At 71.8% G+C, this 19,059-nt stretch carries 15 protein-coding genes; 4 read left to right on the top strand and 11 right to left on the bottom strand.

Going from position 1 to position 19,059, the window contains the following annotated elements; all coding sequences use genetic code 11:
• Window positions 1-11: 11 nt before the first annotated feature.
• Both FYX01_RS00750 and FYX01_RS25960 read left to right on the top strand, forming a co-directional pair.
• Window positions 12-344, top strand: a complete 333-nt coding sequence (locus tag FYX01_RS00750) for a hypothetical protein (protein WP_223830237.1) — start codon at window positions 12-14, stop codon at window positions 342-344.
• Between the two features lie 116 nt (window positions 345-460).
• Window positions 461-622: a hypothetical protein gene (locus FYX01_RS25960; protein ID WP_190394131.1), complete on the top strand. Its 162-nt coding sequence runs from the start codon at window positions 461-463 to the stop codon at window positions 620-622.
• Between the two features lie 273 nt (window positions 623-895).
• Here the strand turns inward: FYX01_RS25960 and FYX01_RS00755 are convergent, their stop codons facing one another.
• Together FYX01_RS00755 and FYX01_RS00760 are read right to left on the bottom strand one after the other, a co-directional pair.
• Window positions 896-1,483 carry a phage antirepressor KilAC domain-containing protein gene (locus tag FYX01_RS00755; RefSeq protein WP_223830238.1) on the bottom strand — a complete coding sequence of 196 codons (588 nt, stop codon included), beginning with the start codon at window positions 1,481-1,483 and terminating at the stop codon, window positions 896-898.
• A 398-nt stretch (window positions 1,484-1,881) separates the two neighbouring features.
• The gene (locus FYX01_RS00760; RefSeq protein ID WP_150236442.1) at window positions 1,882-2,646 is read right to left on the bottom strand and encodes an SDR family NAD(P)-dependent oxidoreductase; all 765 of its coding nucleotides are present in this window, start codon (window positions 2,644-2,646) and stop codon (window positions 1,882-1,884) included.
• Window positions 2,647-2,889: 243 nt separating this feature from the next.
• Here FYX01_RS00760 and FYX01_RS00765 point away from each other — a divergent pair, with 243 nt between their 5' ends.
• Window positions 2,890-3,501, top strand: coding sequence for a TetR/AcrR family transcriptional regulator (locus FYX01_RS00765; RefSeq protein WP_150236603.1), 612 nt, complete (start codon window positions 2,890-2,892; stop codon window positions 3,499-3,501).
• 52 nt (window positions 3,502-3,553) lie between these two features.
• Here FYX01_RS00765 and FYX01_RS00770 read toward each other — a convergent pair whose 3' ends face one another.
• The 9 genes from FYX01_RS00770 to FYX01_RS00810 form a co-directional block, all read right to left on the bottom strand.
• Window positions 3,554-4,612 (bottom strand): fatty acid desaturase family protein, encoded by a 1,059-nt coding sequence (locus tag FYX01_RS00770; RefSeq protein WP_150236443.1) that lies wholly within the window; start codon window positions 4,610-4,612, stop codon window positions 3,554-3,556.
• Window positions 4,613-5,371: 759 nt separating this feature from the next.
• Complete coding sequence (locus FYX01_RS00775; protein ID WP_150236444.1) at window positions 5,372-6,568, bottom strand: cytochrome P450; 1,197 nt, start codon at window positions 6,566-6,568, stop codon at window positions 5,372-5,374.
• Between the two features lie 76 nt (window positions 6,569-6,644).
• Window positions 6,645-7,610 carry a PDR/VanB family oxidoreductase gene (locus tag FYX01_RS00780; protein WP_150236445.1) on the bottom strand — a complete coding sequence of 322 codons (966 nt, stop codon included), beginning with the start codon at window positions 7,608-7,610 and terminating at the stop codon, window positions 6,645-6,647.
• A 227-nt stretch (window positions 7,611-7,837) separates the two neighbouring features.
• The gene (locus FYX01_RS00785; RefSeq protein ID WP_150236446.1) at window positions 7,838-8,590 is read right to left on the bottom strand and encodes an IclR family transcriptional regulator; all 753 of its coding nucleotides are present in this window, start codon (window positions 8,588-8,590) and stop codon (window positions 7,838-7,840) included.
• A gap of 68 nt (window positions 8,591-8,658) precedes the next feature.
• On the bottom strand, window positions 8,659-9,873 hold the full coding sequence (locus FYX01_RS00790) for an MFS transporter (RefSeq protein WP_223830239.1): 1,215 nt from the start codon (window positions 9,871-9,873) through the stop codon (window positions 8,659-8,661).
• A gap of 351 nt (window positions 9,874-10,224) precedes the next feature.
• Entirely contained in the window at window positions 10,225-12,702 is a 2,478-nt protein-coding gene (locus tag FYX01_RS00795; RefSeq protein ID WP_150236447.1) for a glycoside hydrolase family 3 protein, read from the bottom strand.
• Window positions 12,703-12,965: 263 nt separating this feature from the next.
• On the bottom strand, window positions 12,966-14,216 hold the full coding sequence (locus FYX01_RS00800) for an ABC transporter substrate-binding protein (protein ID WP_150236448.1): 1,251 nt from the start codon (window positions 14,214-14,216) through the stop codon (window positions 12,966-12,968).
• Between the two features lie 44 nt (window positions 14,217-14,260).
• Window positions 14,261-15,085, bottom strand: a complete 825-nt coding sequence (locus FYX01_RS00805; protein WP_150236449.1) for a carbohydrate ABC transporter permease — start codon at window positions 15,083-15,085, stop codon at window positions 14,261-14,263.
• Window positions 15,082-16,044 (bottom strand): carbohydrate ABC transporter permease, encoded by a 963-nt coding sequence (locus FYX01_RS00810; protein WP_150236450.1) that lies wholly within the window; start codon window positions 16,042-16,044, stop codon window positions 15,082-15,084. Before FYX01_RS00810 ends, FYX01_RS00805 begins: the two co-directional genes overlap by 4 nt.
• 403 nt (window positions 16,045-16,447) lie before the next feature.
• Here FYX01_RS00810 and FYX01_RS00815 point away from each other — a divergent pair, with 403 nt between their 5' ends.
• Window positions 16,448-19,054, top strand: a complete 2,607-nt coding sequence (locus FYX01_RS00815; RefSeq protein ID WP_190394132.1) for a glycoside hydrolase family 78 protein — start codon at window positions 16,448-16,450, stop codon at window positions 19,052-19,054.
• The last annotated feature ends 5 nt before the right edge of the window (window positions 19,055-19,059 follow it).

A 19,059-nucleotide genomic window follows, 5' to 3' on the forward strand; every position in this document is an offset into this window, starting at 1 on the left:
CGGTGAAGGACGTGGCGTCCTCACAGGCCGCTGTGGAGTCCGCGTCCCCCTCGCCGTCCGTGCCGCCGTCGGTCGGGGTGGATCCGACCTCGGCGAGATTCGTCTGCGAGAAGCTGCGTCTGCGTGACGCACACCTGGAGCGTGGGGACTCGCTGTCCCCGGTGGAGGAGGAACAAGTGGTCCTCCTGGGGATGGAGGCAGCCCATGATGCCCGCCTGGAGGACGCGGAGCCCGCGTTACGAGAGATCGCCCGGGGCTACGGGGAGCACGACGTGGTGGTCGCGAAGATGATCGCGTGGTGCAAGGAGCACACCGAACCGCTGCTCGACACGTCGCCATGGTGAGGGCGCACCACGCGGTGACCGCGGATCAGCGGAACCACCGGAGCGGCGCGGTTACCGCCGCGGCCATCGGGTAAGCGAAGCACGACCCGCCACGCTCCCACCCCCGGAGGCCCCCCGTGCTCGCCACCATCGCCGCGATCCTGTTCGGGCTCGCCCTGTTGCTGGAACTTCTCGGCGAGAACATCCAGAACCTCATCACCACCAGGACCCTCACCCTCGCCGGGCTGCTGTTCCTCGCTCTGCACGTGGCGGGCTACGGCTCGCGCGGGCGGCGCTGAGCCGACGGCCGGAACCTCCACGACCGCTGGCACGGCGGGTGCCCCTGCTCCGCACCGCCGTACCCCGTCCCGTCAGGGAAGCCGATGGTTTCTCCGTGGACCGGGCGAGGGGTCGAAGGTGGCCGGGGAGGGCCTGCGGGACCTGAAACGGCAGGCGACACGGACCAGACCCGTGGACGCCGCACGCGCGCTGTTCGCCGCGCGCGGTTACACGGCCACCGGCGCTGACCTGCTCGCGTGGCCCGAAGGGGAACGGAGCGTCCCCGGACCGGGTCAGGCCGCCTCGTCCACCGCGGGGCGGGCGGGCCCGCCCAGGCGCTGGTGGAGGTACCTCAGCCCCTCGGCGGTCACCCGCAGCTGCGGTTTCGCCGAGACGCGCCTGCCCGTGCGGGGATGGCTGTACGACGTGGGCCGCAGGCGCAGACGGCGTTCGTGCCCGGCCTTGGGAACGTCGGTTCCGGCGGAGACCATACCGCTGGCCCGGATGAAGGAGAACAGCCGTCGCTGTCCCGTGGAGATGGCGGGGTCCCGGTTGAGGATGTGGGCCGCCTCGCGGACGGAGTAGTCCCCGTCGGCCGACACCAGGACATTCCACGCGTGCGCGGCGGATCCCGGCTCCCCTACCGAGGCCCGTGCCTCCAGGGCCCGCCGCGCGGCCGCGGAGATCGCCTCGCCGAGTCGGCCGATGGACTCGATCGCCTCCGAGGGCATCGAGTCGAGGTCGGCGCCGGAGGGCACGAGCGTGGGCGCCGTGGGGGCTCCGGCCCGGCCGGTCGCCTCCTCCACCGCGGCCCGCCGGTCCTGGAACGGTCCGCGCACCTGTCCGCCCCACTCGTCCGGCCCGTGTTCGGTGTGCCGCAATACTCCCCCCCGAGGTCTCGCTCTCCCCGTCTTCGCAGGGACACCGGACCAGCACTCACCGAACGGTTCTTCGGGGGCCGGTGTTTCCGGTAGGGACACCTGCTCTGTTATAACGAAAACGAGGGCGGGGGAATTCCCCGAACACACCATGACCTGGCCTGTCGGATCGGCGTATCCGGAAAGGAACGCCACTTCGGGGGAACGCCGGTTTCCTTTTCCCCGGCCCGGGTTCCCCGCGCGTATTCGGCAGGGCATTCTCATGGAGAACGGATGGGGGGAACGGTCGTCGGCACGACAGGTGCCACAGTTCCTGTTCCCGGGCACCGAAGGATCGGATCACCCCGCCCAACGGCTCACGGCCGTCTTCCCGGGCCGTTGGAGGGGGACCGGAAGTCCGGTCAGACGGCCGCCCAGCCGTTGTCGACCGGCAGGATCACGCCGTTGATGTTGCTGGCGGCGTCGGAGGCCAGGAAGACGATGGCCGCGGCCATCTCCTCCGGCTGGGCCACGCGGCCCATGTTGGCGGCGTACGTGCCCAACACGGCCGGACCGTGGGCCCCGGGGTCGAGGTCGACGCTGATGCCGGTGGCGGTGCCGCCCGGGGCGACCGCGTTGACGCGGACGCCCCGGTCCCGGTACATGATCGCGGTGGACTTCACGAGCCCGGCCACACCGTGCTTGGAGGCCGTGTAGGCCGCGCCCGACGCGCTGCCGCGCAGGGACGCCTCGGAGACGGTGAAGACGATCGACCCGGCGCTCTTCTCGACCATGTGCGGCAGGACGGCACGGGTCATCAGGAAGGGCGCGGTCAGGTTGACGCGGATCAGCCGCTCCCAGACCTCGTCGGCCACGTCGGCGGTGGCGGACATGTCGTCCATGACGCCGGCGTTGTTGACCAGGACGTCGATCCCGCCCAGGCGGGCGGTGGCGGTGGCGACGACCTCGTCGACGACGTCCTGGCGGCTGAGGTCGCCGATGACGGTCTCCGCCGTGCCGCCGGCCTCGCGGATCTCCTCGGCCACGCCCTGGGCGGCGTCGGCGTTGAGGTCGGCGACCAGGATCCCGGCTCCGCCCCCGGCCAGTCGCAGGGCGGTCGATCGCCCGATGCCGGAACCGCCTCCGGTGACGATGACGTTCTTGTCCTTCAGGCCCGGGTCGGCCATGGGGAGTCCTCTCGTTAGCGCTGCCGGCGCCACGTGGCCGCAGGGCGGACCGTGGCGGCCCCACGATTGCTCTCTGTCACTTTAGGACTTTTTGTCGCTCAGTGACAAATATTTTCGCGAGAGCCGTGGACGCGGATAGAGTTGGACCGCCCCGGAGCCAGGACGAGCGGAGGGATGGTTGTGGCGGAGACCCGGTCCCACGACCACTCCACCCGCGTGCGTTCGGGGAGGGGCCGCCCGCCCATGACCGAGCGGCGCAGGGAGATCGTCCGCATGGAGATCGCGCACGCCGCCGTGCGGCTGTTCACCGCGAACGGGGTCTCGGGCACCACCGGCGACGACATCGCGCACGCGCTCGGGCTCTCCACCAGGACGCTGTGGCGGTACTTCCCCACCAAGGAGAGCTGCGTCCGGCCCCTGCTCACCGAGGGCCTGGACCTCGTGGCCGGTCACCTGCGCGCCTGCCCGGCGGACACGCCCCTGTTGGAGTACCTGGACCAGGAGCGGTTCTTCGACGGCGACGCCCCGCTCGTGGAGGACTCCGTCATGGACCTCATCCGGATGACCCGGACCGAGCCGGGGCTCATGGCGGTCTGGCTGGAGGTCCACCACGCGGCCGAGTCGGTCTTCGCCGACATCATCGCCGCCCGCTCCGGAGACCCCGCGGACGGCATGTCCGTCCGTGTGCAGGCGGCCATGCTCAACGCGGCGCTGCGCCTGGCCGCCGAGGAGCAGGCCCGGCACCCCTCCGGCTCGCCCGGTGCCCCTCCGGGCGGCGTGGGCGCTCTCGTCCGCGCCGCCCTGACCACAGCCGTGCGCGGCCTCCCCACCTTCGGACACGGCCCGGACGCCTGAGGCGCCTAGGTGTACTGACCTGAGAGGTTAGGTACGCACTTGGCGGGAGGGCTCAGTACTCGAGTTCCGGACGCAGCGGGCCCCCCACCCTGTGCAGGTGCTGCAGCACCTCGGTGTAGGAGCGCAGGAGGCTCGTCTCGTAGTAGTCGAGCCCGTACCGTTCGCACGCCTCCCGGACCAGGGGCTGCACCCGGCGCAGGTTGGGCCTGGGCATCGAGGGGAACAGGTGGTGCTCGATCTGGTAGTTCAGTCCGCCCAGGGCCAGGTCGGTCAGCGGACCCCCGCGGATGTTGCGGGAGGTGAGGACCTGACGGCGCAGGAAACCCGTCTTGGTGCCCTCTTCGAGGACGGGCATGCCCTTGTGGTTCGGAGCGAAGGAGCAACCCATGTAGAGGCCGAACAGGCCCTGGTGCACCAGGATGAAGCACAGCGCCTGGAGCGGAGTGAGCGTGACCAGGATGATCGTGAGGTAGCCGGCGAAGTGGAGTGCCAGGAGCGAACCCTCCACGACCCTGACCCGCGTCGGCAGCGTGTTCCGCATGATCTCGTGCACCGAGGCGACGTGCAGGTGGAAGGCCTCCAGGAGCAGCATCGGGAAGAACAGCCACGCCTGGCTGCGGGCCAGCCACCGGGCCGGGCCACCACGGCGCTGGAGGGCCTGCTCCCGGCTGAAGGCCAGGGCGGCTCCGGCGATGTCGGGGTCCTTCCCCTCGTGGTTGGGGTGGGCGTGGTGGCGGTCGTGCTTGCCGACCCACCAACCGAATCCCAGTCCCACCAACAGGTCGCCGTGGATCCACCCGATCAGGGTGTTGGTCCGCTGGTTCTCGGAGATCTGCTGGTGTCCGGCGTCGTGTCCGATGAAGGCCGTCTGCGTGAAGAGCACCGCGAGCACCACGGCCGTCAGCAGCTGCCACCAGGAGGGCCCGATCAGGGCGAAGACCGTCCAGGTCGCGAAGAGCAGGGACAGCGTGATGGCGATCCGCGCCGCGTAGTGGCCCGGGCGCTTCCTCAGTAGTCCGGCCTCGCTCGCGGTCCGGGAGAGGACGGCGAAGTCGCTTCCGCGCCGTCGTCCCGCTCCTGTGCCAGCATCCACCTTGTCACTTTGGGTCATCAACCAGGGCCTCCCCCGTCGTCGTGTGAACTGATGGAAGGTACCGCGTCCCGGAGGACTCCGGAAGCCTGCCGACCTGCTTCGACGAATCCCCCGCTCGCAGGTCGCCTCCCAGCGTTCCAGCCCGGCTTCGGGCCACGGCCGGGAGGGAGTCTCCCGCCGCGCTGAAGGAAATTACCCCGGACGGGGCGACGACAATCCTGTCGCCGTCCGCACGGAACACCTCGAACGGTTGGTCACGGCATTCGGGAATCGTCATCGGGCCGATGCCACCGCAGATACGACCAGGCACCTGCTTGGATCTCGGCCCGGGAGCCGCGGGAAAGATGTCGGAGACGGCTGGTGGACGGTGTGTGAAAGGAGCCATGAGTGGAGTGCTCCACAATCCCCAGAGCGGGCGTGCGTGCGTACGCTGCTCCGGACGAAGAAACGTGGGCGCGGCACACGCGTTACGGGTGCGCGGGAAGGGGCACGGATCCGAACCTGTGCCGGGAGCACTGCGGCTCGGGCCCGAAGTGCCGGATCATGCGTCGTCGTCACACCCTCGGCCCGGCCAGCCGGGCTGTATCAGAACGAAATGTGATCTTCGTTCCCTTCCCATCCTACACGGCGCCGTTCTCCGCCCCGGACACCTCGGAGGCGGCCCCGGCGGCGACCCCCTCGCCGCCGAGGACCCCGCCGCCATATCCGACGGGGTCCTCGTTCTCTGATGGGGGCCGCCGCGACGGCCTGCGCGCGCCACGCCTCTCGCCCCTCGGTTCAGGTCCGGGTGACGCGTACGGGGAGCGACTCCCACCCCCGCAGGGTGTTGTTGAGGTGGCGCCGGGGACGTCCGGTCAGTTCGAGGCGTTCGACCCTGCGGGCCAGCGCGGTCACGAGCGCCTCGGCCTCCAGTCGGGCGACGTGCTGGCCCACGCACTGGTGGACGCCCATGCCGAAGCCGACGTGGCCGGACGGGTCGCGCTCCAGGTCGAAGGCGTCCGGCGCGCTCCAGCGGCGCGGGTCCCGGTTGGCCGATCCGAGGAACATCAGGATCTTCTTCCCGTCGGGGATGACGGTGCCGCCGATCTCCACCTCGGTGAGCGCGGTCCGGAAGAAGGTCTGCACGGGCGACTCCCAGCGGACGGCCTCGTCGAAGGCCATCCGCGCCAGGGAGGGGTCGCGGCGCAGCAGGTCCCACTGGCGCGGATGCGTGGCGAAGGCGTACAGGACGGCCGCGAGCCCGTGCACGGTGGTGTCGACCCCCGCCGTGAGCAGCGAGCGCACCAGCAGCGGAGCCTGCTCGTGGGTGATGTCCCCGCGGTCGGCGGCCGACCAGATCCGGGCGCCGAACCCCGCGGAGTCCAGCGTCTCGCGCCGGCACTGGGCGTTGATCCAGGCGGAGACCTCGCCGAGCCCGGGCCTTCCCCTGGCCACGAGGGCGTTGTCGGGACCGAACGCGTTGAAGACGTGGTCACCGTAGGGAAGCAGGTTCTCCCGTCCCTGCCGGGGCAGGCCCACCGCGTCGGGGAAGACGCGCAGCGGAAACGCCTGGGCCAGGCTCGGAACCGCGTCGAACTCGTCGTCGGCGAGCACCTGGTCGACCAGTTCCTCGGCCTCGGCGAACCACCTCCCGCGAAGGGAGCGGAGCGCTCTCGGGGACAGGACCCCGCTGAGCACGGCGCGGGGCGCGTCGTGGTGCGGCGGGTCCGCCTCCAACAGCAGGCTCGGCGGCCGCCACGGCTCCTCGTAGCGGAAGTTGCTCAGGCCGACCCCCGCGGCGGACTGGAAGCGCTGCCAGTCCCGCAGCGCCGCGTGGACGTGTTCGTGGCGGCTCAGGGCGTAGACGTCGTGACGGGTCAGGTGGACGACCGGCCCGGCCTCGCGCAGCCGTGCGTGCAGCTCGGCCGGGTCCTCCAGGACCGAGGGGGAGAAGGGGTCGGTGTCGTCGGTGGGCAGGACGGCGGTGGTGTCCATGGGCTTCCTTCGCGGTGTCAGCGGTCTGACGGTGCACGGACCCGGCGGGGTCCGTCGGGATCACGGGCCGGCGGGGTCACAGGTCCAGGACGAGGCGGTCGGAGACCGCGCGGGAGACGCAGATGAGCATGCGGTCGCCCGCCGCGCGCTCGTCGTCGTCGAGCACGGAGTCGCGGTGGTCCGGGGTCCCCGAGAGGACACCGGTCTCGCAGGTGCCGCAGGTGCCCTGGCGGCAGGAGGACAGCACGTTGGCGCCGGCCTCCCCCACGGCGCGCAGCACCGACTGGCCGGGCACGACCGTGAGTGTGCGCCCCGAGCGGGCCAGTTCCACCTGGAAGGGCTCCCCGCGCACGGGGGCTCCCTGGTCGCGGGCCACGAAGCGCTCGGTGCGCAGCACGCCGGGCGGCCGCTCCGCGCAGGCCTCCTCGACCGCGGCCAGCAGGGGCTCGGGGCCGCAGCAGTACACCTTGGCGTCGGGACCCGCCCATCCCAGGGCGGCCGCCAGGTCGGGCAGGCCCCGCTCGTCCTGGGGCACGACGCTCACCCGGTCGCCGTGGGGGGCCAGCTCGTCGAGGAAGGCCATCGAGGCGCGTGAGCGGCCACCGTAGAGCAGGTGCCAGTCGGCGTCGAGGATGTGGGCCTGGTGCACCATCGGCAGCAGGGGGGTGATACCGATGCCCCCGGCGATGAACAGGTAGCGCGGCGAGGGCACGAGGGGGAAGTTGTTGCGCGGGCCGCCGGCCGTGACGCGCTCCCCCACCGCCAGTTCGTCGTGGATGTGGGCGGAGCCGCCGCGTCCGCCGGGCTCGCGGAGCACCCCGACGCGGTAGGCGCACGGATCCCAGCGATCGCCGCACAGGGAGTACTGACGTACCTGTCCGGTGGGCAGCGCCAGGTCGATGTGCGCGCCGGGGGTCCAGTCGGGCAGCCGCCCCGAGTCGGGGCGGGCCAGGGTCAGCACCGCCACACCCCGCGCGGCGGCCTCCTTCGACCGAACCTCCAGTTCGATCCCGTTTCCGTCGAATTCGGACGTGTTCGACATCGCCGTCCTCTCCCCTTTCCGTGGTTCCGGCCCCGTCCCCGGGGCCGGGAATCCCTTTTCGCGCTCATATGCGCGCTCAGGGAGTTCCGCCGTGGGCGGGATATCGGAGGCCGGATCATGCGGGCCGTGGAAAGGGCCGGCAGCCACCGGTCCCTCGGCCGCGTTCCCATCGTCCTGTGACCTGGGTCATAGGCCAAGGCCGATTCCGTCCAATGGAAAGGGAGGGCTCAGCGTCCGCGCAGGGCCCGGGTGATGCCGTGGGCCGCGGTCCACAGGCCCGAGACGTACTGCCCCGGGTTCTCGGACGGATGCGGGACCACGACGCCCAGGGCGGCGACGACCTCGCCCGCGGGGGCGTGGACCGGGACGGCGATCCCCATGGCGTCGGAGTGGATGTAGCCGCGGCAGACGACGTGGTGGTCGCGGCGGACCCCGGCCAGGAGCGCGCGCAGCCTCTCCGGCTCGTGCGGGGTGTGCTCGGTGAACCGGGGTAGCGGCTCCGCGAGGACACGTTCCTGGAGGCCGGAGCCGGCGTTGGCCAGGAGCACCAGTCCGCTGGAGGAGGCGTGCAGGGGCAGGCGTCCCCCGAGCCTGGTCAGGTTGACCACGGACCCGGGGGCGGACAGGCGCTCGACGAACAGCACGTCCGTTCCGTCGAGCACCCCCAGTTGTGTGTGCTGCCGGGTGGCGGCCTGGAGGTTCTCCAGGAACGGCAGGGCCGCCTCGCGCAGTCCCTGCGTGCGGGGCGCGTGCGAGGCGATCTCCCACAGGCGCAGGCCCACGCGTAGGCGGCGGTCCGCGTCCCGCTCCAGCAGCCCGGCGCCCACCAGTTCTCCGACGAGTCGGTGCGCCGTCGCCACGGGCAGGTCGGCCCGGCGGGCGAGGTCGGACACCGTCAGGGCGGAGACGTCCCGCTCGAAGGCGCCGAGGAGGCGCACGACGCGCTCGACCACCGACTCTCCGGAAGGGGATCTGGCCATGCTTTCCTCCTGTCCGGGGCCGCCGCGGTCACAGGGCGGAGAGTGCCGCGGCGGCCCCGGGGGATGTCTCAGTGTCGCGCCGCGCGTGTCCGCGCTGTGGTGCGCATGGTGAACACGAGGAGCAGGGCCATGACCGCCGAAGCGGCGCCCAGGATCCCCAGGGAGCTCTGCAGGTCGGCGCCCGCGGCCGCGATCGCCGTCACGATGAGGGGGCAGGCGAACTGGCCGACGAACAGCGCCCCCGTCCACAGGCCGGTTCCGCGTCCGCGCTGCTCGAAGGAGAGCCTGTTGATGGCCCACAGGACCAGCGTGGGCAGCAGCAGGCCGGTGCCGAAGCCGGTGATGACAGCGCCGATGATGATGACCGGTACCGGCCCGGCCGCGAAGACGACCCCCAGCCCGAGGGCGGACAGCCCGAACTCGATCGGGACGAGCACCCGCGGTGTCACGGCGGAGACCCTCCCGAACAGCCCGGCTCCCACGGCCGTGGCCAGTGACATGACCGCGCTGATCATGCCCACCGCGGCGGTCGACGTGATGCCCGCGCCGTCCAGGACGTAGGAGAGGTGGACGATCAGCGCGTAGAAGACCACCCCGCCGAAGAGGGTGACCGTGCACGGGCCCAGCAGCTGGCGCCAGGGCAGGCGGACGGAGCCCTCGCTCTCGGAGCGCCTCGGCTGCCACAGGAGTGCCGCCATCGGCACCACCAGCAGCAGTGCGGCGAGGTAGAGCCAGAACGGGGCACGCCATCCCCACGCGCCGAGCATCCCGCCCGCGAGCAGGAACACGGTCGCGGCGCAGGTGGTCGTGAGCACCTGCATGCCCAGGTACCGCGCCCGGCGGGTACCGGACCAGTAGTCACCGATCAGCGTCGTGCAGCAGGTCATGATGGCCGCCTCGAACAGGCCCAGCAGGACCCGGCTGGCGACGATCGCGTTGAGCGTGTCGAGGTACAGGGGCGCGGTGCCCACCACGGAGTAGCCGACCATGGCGACCAGGAGGACGCGTTTGCGGTCGACCCTGTCCACGAGGGCTCCGGCGAAGGGGGCGGTCAGTCCGATCACCAGGGCGGGGACCGTGAGCACCACCGGGACGAGGATGTTCGCGGCCGGGACCTGGGCGAACTCGCGGGCCATCTGGGGAAGGACCGGGGCGATCAGGACGCTGCCGAGGATCGGCATGCAGCTGGCCAGCAGCAGCAGGAGCAGCTGGACGGTGCCGGCCTGCCGGTCGTGTCCCGGCGGCGCCTGCCGGCCGGGTGTGGGAAGGGTCGTGTCGGGCACGGGAGTACCTCGCTGTCATCGCGGGGGATGGAAGCGCGCCGCCGGAAGGACGCGGTGGCACGAGGGGACGAAGCCGGAGGAGGGGGAAGGAGTTCCCCGGACGTTTCACTCCTGTTTCGTGTGTCCAGCCTGCATGTGTTCCACGTCACCGGGAAGAGCGAATTCGCTATACCAGCCATTCACCGGACGGATACGGCCGCCCGCGGCATACCGTCTCCGTGCGGCGCGGCGGAGGGGACGCGGCGGGAACGGCGACGGACCCGTCCGGCCGCCCGGCGGGGTGCGCGGGCGGCCGGGCGGGTCCGGGCCGTGAAGGGGCGGAGAAGGGGCCGGGAAGGGGCCGAGGAACGGTCAGCCGAGGCTGATGGTCCTCTCCAGCGGCAGGTCGGCGGAGGAGCGGCCGGCCCTCACCCGGTACAGGCCGGAGAGGAGGCGCCACGCGTGGGAGGCCTCGTCCCAGACCCGCAGGTCGTCGAGGGGCACGGCCAGCTTGACGCGCTGGAGCTTGCCCGGGCCGAGACGGACCTTGCGGAAGGCCTTGAGCTGGGCCGGGGCGGCGTCCGCCTGCTCCGGCAGGTCGACGTAGAGCTGCACCACCTCGTGGCCCTCACGGTCCCCCGTGTTGCGCACGTTGACGCCGACGACCAGTTCGTCACCGCCGCGGTCGTGGTGCAGCCCCAGGGAGGAGCACTCGAACGAGGTGTAGGACAGGCCGTGCCCGAAGGGGAACAGGGGGGTCTGCCCGTGGCGCTGGTAGTGGCGGTACCCGATGTCGGGGCCCTCGTCGTAGTGGACGGCGCCGTCGACACCGGGATAGGTCCGCGCGGAGGCGCCCGGCCCCTGCTCCTCGCCGGCGGGGAAGGTGAGGGGCAGCCGCCCGGCGGGGTCGGCGTCGCCGAACAGGACCGAGGCCAGGGCCGGGCCGGTCTCGGCGCCGCCGTACCAGGTCTGGACCACCGCGCCCACGTCGTCGAGCCAGGGCATGAGGACGGGGCCGTCGGTGTTGAGCACCACCACCGTGTTCGGGTTGGCGGCGGCCACGGCGCGCACGAGCGCGTCCTGGTCTCCGGGCAGGGCGAGGGAGGTGTGGTCCATGTTCTCCCCGGCCACCCGGTTGACCACGACCACCGCGGTGTCGGCGGCCTCGGCGGCGGCCACCGCCTCGGGGATGGCGGACTCGGGCTGCCAGCCGAACCGCAGGTCGGTCGCGCCCATGAAGGCGCCGTCGTTGGTGTACTCGACGACCACCTCCACCTCCTGTCCGGCGGTGAACTCGCGCGCGGCCTGCAGCGGGTAGGTGTGGGGGCCGAACATGAAGTCCCGGCTGGCCCGGACGCCGTCCGTGACGGTCTCGCCGTCCAGGACGAGACGGGCCTTCCCGGAGAAGAGCAGGGAGAAACGGCACAGGCCGTCGGCCGGGACGGTGAGGGTCCCGCTCCAGCGCGCCGACCACACCCGCGGCAGCCCGTCGACGGGAGCGCCCTCGAAGGCGAGTTCGCCCGTGACCGCGGTCGCCACGGGGGTGCCCTGCGGTTCGGAGCCCTCGTAGAAGGCGCCGCGCAGACCGGGACCTCCGTCGGGGGTGCGCAGGGCCGAGGAGGGGACGGTGTCGAGGGAGACGTCGCCGCGGCTGCCCTGGGCGTGGGTGACCCGGCCGCCCGCCCGCTCCCGGACCGCCTGCAGGGGCGTGGTCCACTCCCCCGGTTCCACCCAGGTGGAGCCCTCGATGCCGGTGACGAAGTCGGTGCCCGCGGGGCCGATGACGGCGACGCTCGTATCCTGCGCCAGTGGCAGGAGGGAGCCCGGGTTGGCCAGGAGCACGGTGCTGTGCACCGCGATCTCGCGGGCCAGCTCCCGGTGGGCGGACGTGCTGACCGTGTTCTTGGCCGGGGGCACCGGGTGGTCGAACAGGCCTCCGGCGAACATGGTGACCAGGATCCGCCGCGCGGCGTCGTCCAGGCGTTCGGCGGAGAGCCCGGCCAGGGCCTCCGGGGGGATCTGCACTCCGTCGGCTCCGAGGCCGACGAGGTCCATACCCGCCTCCGCGGCGGCGACCTGGTCGTCTCCCGAGAAGAAGTCGGGGACGGCGTAGCCCTTCAGGCCGAGGGTGTCCTTGAGGTCGTCGAGCAGTCCGGGGTTCTGGGGCGCGTAGACGCCGTTGACCCGCGGGTAGGAGGTCATCACCGACGTCTCGGGAACGCGTGCGACCACGTGCCGGAAGGGTTCGTGGTGCGTCTCGTGCAGGGCCCGCTCCGAGACGCGGACGTCGACCGTCAGCCTGTCGCGTTCCTGGTTGTAGGCGGAGAAGTGCTTGACCGTGGTGCTGACATGGCCCTCCACCATCCTCGCGGTGATCTCCGCTCCCAGGCGTCCGGCCAGGTGGGGGTCCTCCCCCATGCCCTCGGCCGTGCGCCCCGAGCGCCAGGTACGGGCCAGGTCCACGGTGGGGCCCAGGACGCTGTTGAAGCCCTTGCCCCGGGTCTCCTCGGCGATGGCCGCGCCCATGTCGCCGAGCAGGCCGGGGTCGAAGGTGGCGGTCTGGGCGACGGGCACGGGGAAGGCGGTCACGCCGGTCTCCCCTCGGACGCCGGCGGAGGCGTCGGCGAACAGGATCGGAGGGATGCCCAGGCCCGCCACGGCGTCGAAGTCACAGCACAGCAGGGCGGTCCTGTCCTGCCTGCTCATGCGGGTGAGCAGCTCCTCCGCGCGCTCCTCGGGGGTGGCGCCGGAGCCGTCGCGGGGCTTGGGCCTGGCCAGGGCGGAGTGCGGGTGCAGGGCGGTGGCCGCGGCGGCGACGGCGGCCGCGGACAGCAGGGTTCTGCGTTTCATCGAAGGCTCCCGGGGGGTCGGGGGGTGGGAGGGACCGCCCGGAGCCGGTGGGGGGCACCGGATCCGGGCGGGGTGGGGTCAGGACCTGTCATGTGGACGGGGGCCTTGGTGTCGGGGTTGCCGTTCGGGCGCCCACGGGGTTCTGGAGGCCGTGGAGCGTGTGGCCGAGGAACGAGGGCGTACGGCGCGGAGGCCGAGGGTTCCCGTTCCCCGTGCGCCCGAACACGGGGCGGCGCGGAGCGGAGCCCCGCAAAAGACACCGCCTACTCGGCCTGGTAGGAGGCGTCCATCTCGGCCAGCGCCTCGTCGACGGTGATGTCGTCGGCGAACAGCTGCTGGACCACGGTGAAGTGGGTCTGCTGGACGCGGGGGTTGGGCCAGCGCTGGTCCATGAACGGCACGGTCCGGCCGTCGCTCTGGAACTCGGTGAGGCTGGTCAGCGCCGGGTCGATCTCACGGCTGTCGTCGGGCAGCGCGGTCAGGGTGCCGCCCTCGCTGGCGTAGATGTCCTGGCCCTCGGCCGAGCCGAGGAACTCCACGAAGGCCATGGCGTCGTCCATCCGCTCGCTCTCGGCGTTGGCTCCGTAGGCGGCAGAGACCGAGCCCGGCATGAGGGTCTCGTCGGCGTTGTCGGTGGCGGGCAGGGCGAACATGCCCAGTTCGGCGTCACCCATCTCGGACTGCACCTGCGACAGGGTGGTGGCGACCTGGACCAGTCCGACCGACTTCCCCTGGACGACGCTGCTGACGGAGGCCTCGTAGCTGGTGCCGAGGGGGTCGTCGTTGAAGCAGCCCTCCTCCTCCATCTCCAGGTACTTCTCCATCGCCGTCTTCCAGTCGGACTCGGCGAAGGAGGCCTCGCCCGCGGCCATCCGCTCGGCGAACCCGGGGGCGTCGCCGTAGACGGTGGTGGCGACCAGCGCGTAGGTGACCAGCTGGGTCACCCACGGGGTCTGGTTGCCCAGGGCGAACAGGCTCATGCCCTCATCGCGTGCGGTGCCGCACAGGTCGATGAGCTCGCCCCAGGTGGTGGGCTCCTCGGCGCCCAGTCCGGCCAGTGCCTCCTTGCTGTAGATGGCGCCGATACCGCTGTAGGTGACGGGGACGATGTGGGTGATGCCCTCGTACTCGGTGACGGGGCGGTCGCCCTCGGGGATCTTCGGTGCGAACTCGGTGTCGCTGAGGTCGGCGAGGTAGCCGCTGGGCGCCAGGAGCTGCAGCGCCGCTGGGTTGCCGTTGCCGGGCCAGACGGTGAAGACGTCGGGGGCGGTACCCGAGGACAGCTGCGTGCGCAGGGTGCTCTGCAGCTGGTCGGTGTCGGCGTAGGTGACGGTGACGTCGGTGTCGGGGTTGCTCTCCTGGAAGGCGGCGACCACGGCGTCCATGGGCACGCGGTCGGTGGAGTTCGCGGTCACGGTGAGGCCGTCGGCCGAGTCTCCGCTGTCCGCGCTGCACGAGGTCAGGGCGGTGACGGCGGCCAGGCAGGCCAGTGGGGCGAGGATTCTCTTGGACATGGATCTCTCCGGGAAGGGGTGCGGGGGCGGCGCGGTGGAGGGGGTCAGCCCTTCAGTCCTCCGGCGAAGCCCTGGATGACGCGCTTCTGCATGGCGAAGTAGACGGTGAGCACGGGGATCGAGCCGATGATCAGGCCCGCGAAGACCAGTGGCCACTGGGAGACGTACTGTCCGACGAATCCGAACAGTGCCACGGGGATGGTCTGGCTGCCCGAGCCGCTGAGGTAGAGGAGCGGGGTCAGGAAGTCGTTCCAGACGAAGATGACGTTGAGGATGACCACCGTTCCGGTGATCGGGCGCAGCAGCGGCAGGACGACGTTGAAGAAGGTGCGCATGGGCCCGGCGCCGTCCATCATCGCGGCCTCTTCGTAACCGCGGTCCAGGCTGCGCAGGAACCCGGTGTACAGGAACACGGAGAAGGGCATCTGCAGGCCGGTGTAGTAGATGATGAGCGCGATCGGGTTGCCCAGCAGGCCCAGGTCGCGCATGGTCTGGTAGAGCGGGATGAGCGCCAGCTGGAACGGCAGGAGCAGGCCCAGCATGAAGAGCGCGAAGACGACGCGCGACCAGCCCCGGGTGGAGCGCGCGATCGGGTAGGCGGCCAGTGAGGAGAGCACCACCAGCAGCACGACGCTGACCACGGTGACCAGGGTGCTGTTGACGATCGCCGGCCCCAGGCTCGCCTGCTGCCAGGCCTGGCCGAAGTTGTCCAGGGTGGGCGCCGCCGGCGGCGACAGCGGCGAGGCGCCCGTCACCTCCTTCGGGCGCAGTGCCTGCACGAGCAGGACGTAGACCGGGAAGGCGAAGGCCAGGGCCGCGGCGATCATCACCGCTTCGAGGACGCCGGTCCGCCATGTGTAACGCTTCACGAGTTCCTCTTCTCCTGGCGGCCGAGGTAGCCGTACTGGATTCCGCTCAGCACGATCACGAACAGGGTCAGTACCACCGCCATGGCCGTGCTGTAGGCGAAGGCGTTGAACTGGAAGGCCTCCTGGTAGATGACGGTGGACAGGGTGTCGGTGGCCCCGCCGGGGCCACCCTGGGTCATCACCCACACCTGGTCGAACAGCTTCAGGCCGCCGACCAGGGAGAGCATCAGGTTGATGGTGAGTGCGGGGGCGAGCATGGGCCGCACGATGTGCCAGAAGCGCCGGACGGGCCCGGCGCCGTCCATGTCCGAGGCCTCGTAGATCTCCTTGGGGATGGACTGGAGTCCGGCCAGGAAGATGACCATGGAGTAGCCGGCGAACTGCCAGACGATGACGGCGACGACCGACCACAGGGCGATGTCGCTGTCACCCAGCCAGTTCTGCCCCAGGAAGCCCAGTCCGAGCGCGTCGAGGGCGGCGTTGACGGCGCCCTCCGGTGAGTACAGGTACTTCCACAGGTACGCGGTGACGACCGGGGTGATGACGGCCGGGGCGAAGAAGAACACGCGCAGGACGTTGCGCGACTTGATCTGGGTGTTGACGCCGAGCGCGAGGAGCAGGCCGACGACGTTCTGCACGATGGTGACCGCGAAGGCGATCAGGAGGGTGTGGCCCAGTGCGGCGCGGGCGTTCTCGTCGGCGAACAGGGCGCGGTACTGCTCCAGGCCGACGAAGTCGAAGGAGCGGGCCAGGCCGTCCCAGTCGGTGAAGGAGTACACCGCGCCGCGGGCGCTGGGGACGAGCACCGCGAACGCGAAGAAGGCGAGCGCGGGAAGCACGAACCACCAGGGCACGGCGGTCCGGTGGGACCGGGAGCGTCCCGCCGGTGCGGGCGGGGGCGGACTCTTGCTCCCCGCCGGTGTGGCCGGCTGGGCCTGCGTGGCCATGGCTGTCTCCATCGGGTCTTCCTCATGAGGCGCGGGAAGCGGCGGCCAACGCGCCGCCTCCTGCACGACTCTGGGGTTTAACAGAGTTGAAACGATTCATTGAATGGCCCGAAACTAGGCTGGGATGGTGACATGCGTCAACCCCCGAAGATGAACGAAACCTCTTCGCAACCTGGCTGACGGCAGGCGTATGCAACTGGAACGCCTCTTCCAGAAACCTTGTGAGCTGGAATTCCATTGAACGGAAGCCAGTCTTGACACGAGGTCGCACGGCGAAGCCCCGATGTCCTCCCCTTGACGAAAGCACGTCCGCGTTCTTACGGTTACGCTTGCCCTGAGTGTTAAACCGTTTCAATAAACTGTTCATGTCCCTGCCAGGGACCGTTCTGTCTTCGCTCCCATCCAGGAGTCCCTCGTGCCCCATCCCCGCAGCTCCCCCGTCGGCCCCGTCCCCGACGCGCCCACCGCCGAGCACCACCGCGCGGCGCTGGGCATCGGCGAGTCCTCCCCCCGCCTGTCGTGGACGGTGCGCCAGGCACCGCCGGACTGGCGTCAGGAGGCCTACGAGGTCGAGGTGAGCGGCGGCGGCCGGAGCTGGGCCAGCGGCCGCGTCGACGGCCCCGACTCCGTGCTCGTGCCCTGGCCGGGGGCTCCCCTGGCCTCGCGTGAGCGCCGGTCGGTGCGCGTGCGCGTGTGGGGAGGCGGTCTGGCCGGGCCCTCGCCCTGGAGCCGTGCGCTGGAGGTGGAGACGGGGCTGCTGGATCCGGCCGACTGGTGGGCGGGGATGGTCGGCCCCGCCGACGGGCTGGGCGGGGACGAGCGCCCCGTCCTGCTACGGGGCGGCTTCGCGCTGCCCGCGCCGCCGCGTTCCGCTCGCCTGTACGTCACCGCGCACGGCGCCTTCGAGGCCGAGATCAACGGGGTGCGCGTGGGCGACGAGGTGCTCGCGCCCGGCTGGACCACCTACCCGGCGCGGCTGCGCTACCGCACCCACGACGTGACCGCGCTGCTGCGCGGGGGCGCGAACGTGCTCGGCGCGCATCTGGCGGACGGCTGGTACCGCGGCCGCCTCGGCTTCCACGGCGGCCGGCGCGGTATCTACGGCGACCGCACCGGGCTGCTGGCACAGCTGGAGGTCGAGTGCGAGGACGGGTCGACGGTGCGCTTCGGCACCGGACCCGGCTGGCGGTGCGCGCCCTCCCCGACCCTGTCCTCCAGCCTCTACGACGGTGAGCGCCACGACGCGCGCCTGGAGCGGGCGGACTGGTCGCGGCCGGGGTTCGACGACGCGGGCTGGACACCGGTGGTGCCCGTGGAGCGCGACCCGGCCACGCTGGTGGCGCCGCTGTCGCCACCGGTGCGCCGCACCGCGGAGCTGGACCCGGTGTCGGTCGCTCCGTCCGCCTCGGGCGGCCTGCTGGTGGACTTCGGCCAGAACCTCGTGGGACGCCTGCGCCTGCGCGTGGCGGGCCCCGCGGGCACCGAGGTGACCGTGCGCCACGCCGAGGTGCTGGAGGACGGGGAGCTGTGCACACGGCCGCTGCGCTTCGCCGAGGCCACCGACACCCTCGTGCTGGCGGGCACCGGCGCGGTCGAGGAGTGGGAGCCGCGCTTCACCTACCACGGCTTCCGGTACGCGGAGATCACCGGTTGGCCCGGCCCGCTGGAGCCCGGCGCGGTGGTGGCGCGTGTACTGCACACGGACATGCGGCCCACGGGAGAGTTCACCTGCTCCGACCCGCTCGTGGAGCGGCTGCACGAGAACGTGCGCTGGAGCATGCGCGGCAACTTCGTCGACGTGCCCACCGACTGCCCCCAGCGCGACGAACGGCTGGGCTGGACCGGTGACATCCAGGTGTTCGCGCCCACGGCGGCCTTCCTCTACGACTGCTCCGGCATGCTGCGCTCGTGGCTGGCCGACCTGGCCGCCGAACAGCACTCCGACGGCACGGTGCCGTTCATCGTCCCCACCATCCACGCGCCGACGTGGACCCCCGCCTGGCCCGCGGCGGTGTGGGGTGACGCCGCCGTGCTCACCCCGTGGCGGGTCTACGAGCGCTTCGGCGACGCGCGGGTGCTCGACGACCAGTACGCCAGCGCGACGGCCTGGATGGACCTGGTGGCCGGACGGCTGGAGTCCAATGGCACGTGGCGGCGGGACAAGCAGCTGGGCGACTGGCTCGACCCGGCCGCGCCGCCGGAGGACCCCTTCCAGGCGCGCACCGAGCCCTCCCTGGTGGCCACCGCCTACGCCGCCGAGTCGGCCCGCACGATGGCCGAGACCGCGCGGGTGCTGGGCAGGGACGCCGACCGGGAGCACTACGAGCGCCTGGCCGAACACGTGCGCACCGGGTTCCGCGAGTCCTACACCGACGGCGGAGGGGTGCTCACCAGCGACACCCAGACGGCGTACGCGCTGGCCCTGTGCTTCGGCCTGCTGCCCGAGGGGCGGGCCCGCTCCGCGGCGGCCGACCGGCTCGCGGCGCTCGTGGCCGAGGACGGGTACCGCATCGCCACCGGTTTCGCCGGTACGCCCCTGGTGTGCGACGCCCTGTCGCACAACGGCCACACCGCCACCGCCTACCGGCTGCTGCTGCAGCGCGAGGCGCCCTCGTGGCTCTACCCGGTGACGATGGGGGCGACCACCGTCTGGGAGCGCTGGGACAGCATGCTGCCCGACGGACGGGTCAACCCCGGGGAGATGACCTCCTTCAACCACTACGCGCTCGGCGCGGTGGCCGACTGGCTGCACCGCACGGTGGCGGGCCTGGCGCCCGACGCCCCGGGCTACCGGCGGATCCGCGTCGCGCCCCGGCCGGGCGGCGGCCTGGAGCGGGCGGGCGCCTCGCACGAGAGCCCCTACGGAACGGCGAGCGTGCACTGGCGCCGCGACGGGGACCGCCTTCGTGTGTCCGCCGTCGTACCGCCGGGGACGACGGCCGTGGTGGACCTGCCGGGAACGGAGCCGTTCGAGGTGGGCAGCGGCGCGCACTCCCTGGAGGCGCCCTGGCTCCCCGCCTGAGCAGC

The sequence above is a fragment of the Nocardiopsis quinghaiensis genome (assembly GCF_008638365.1).
GTDB lineage: Bacteria > Actinomycetota > Actinomycetes > Streptosporangiales > Streptosporangiaceae > Nocardiopsis > Nocardiopsis quinghaiensis.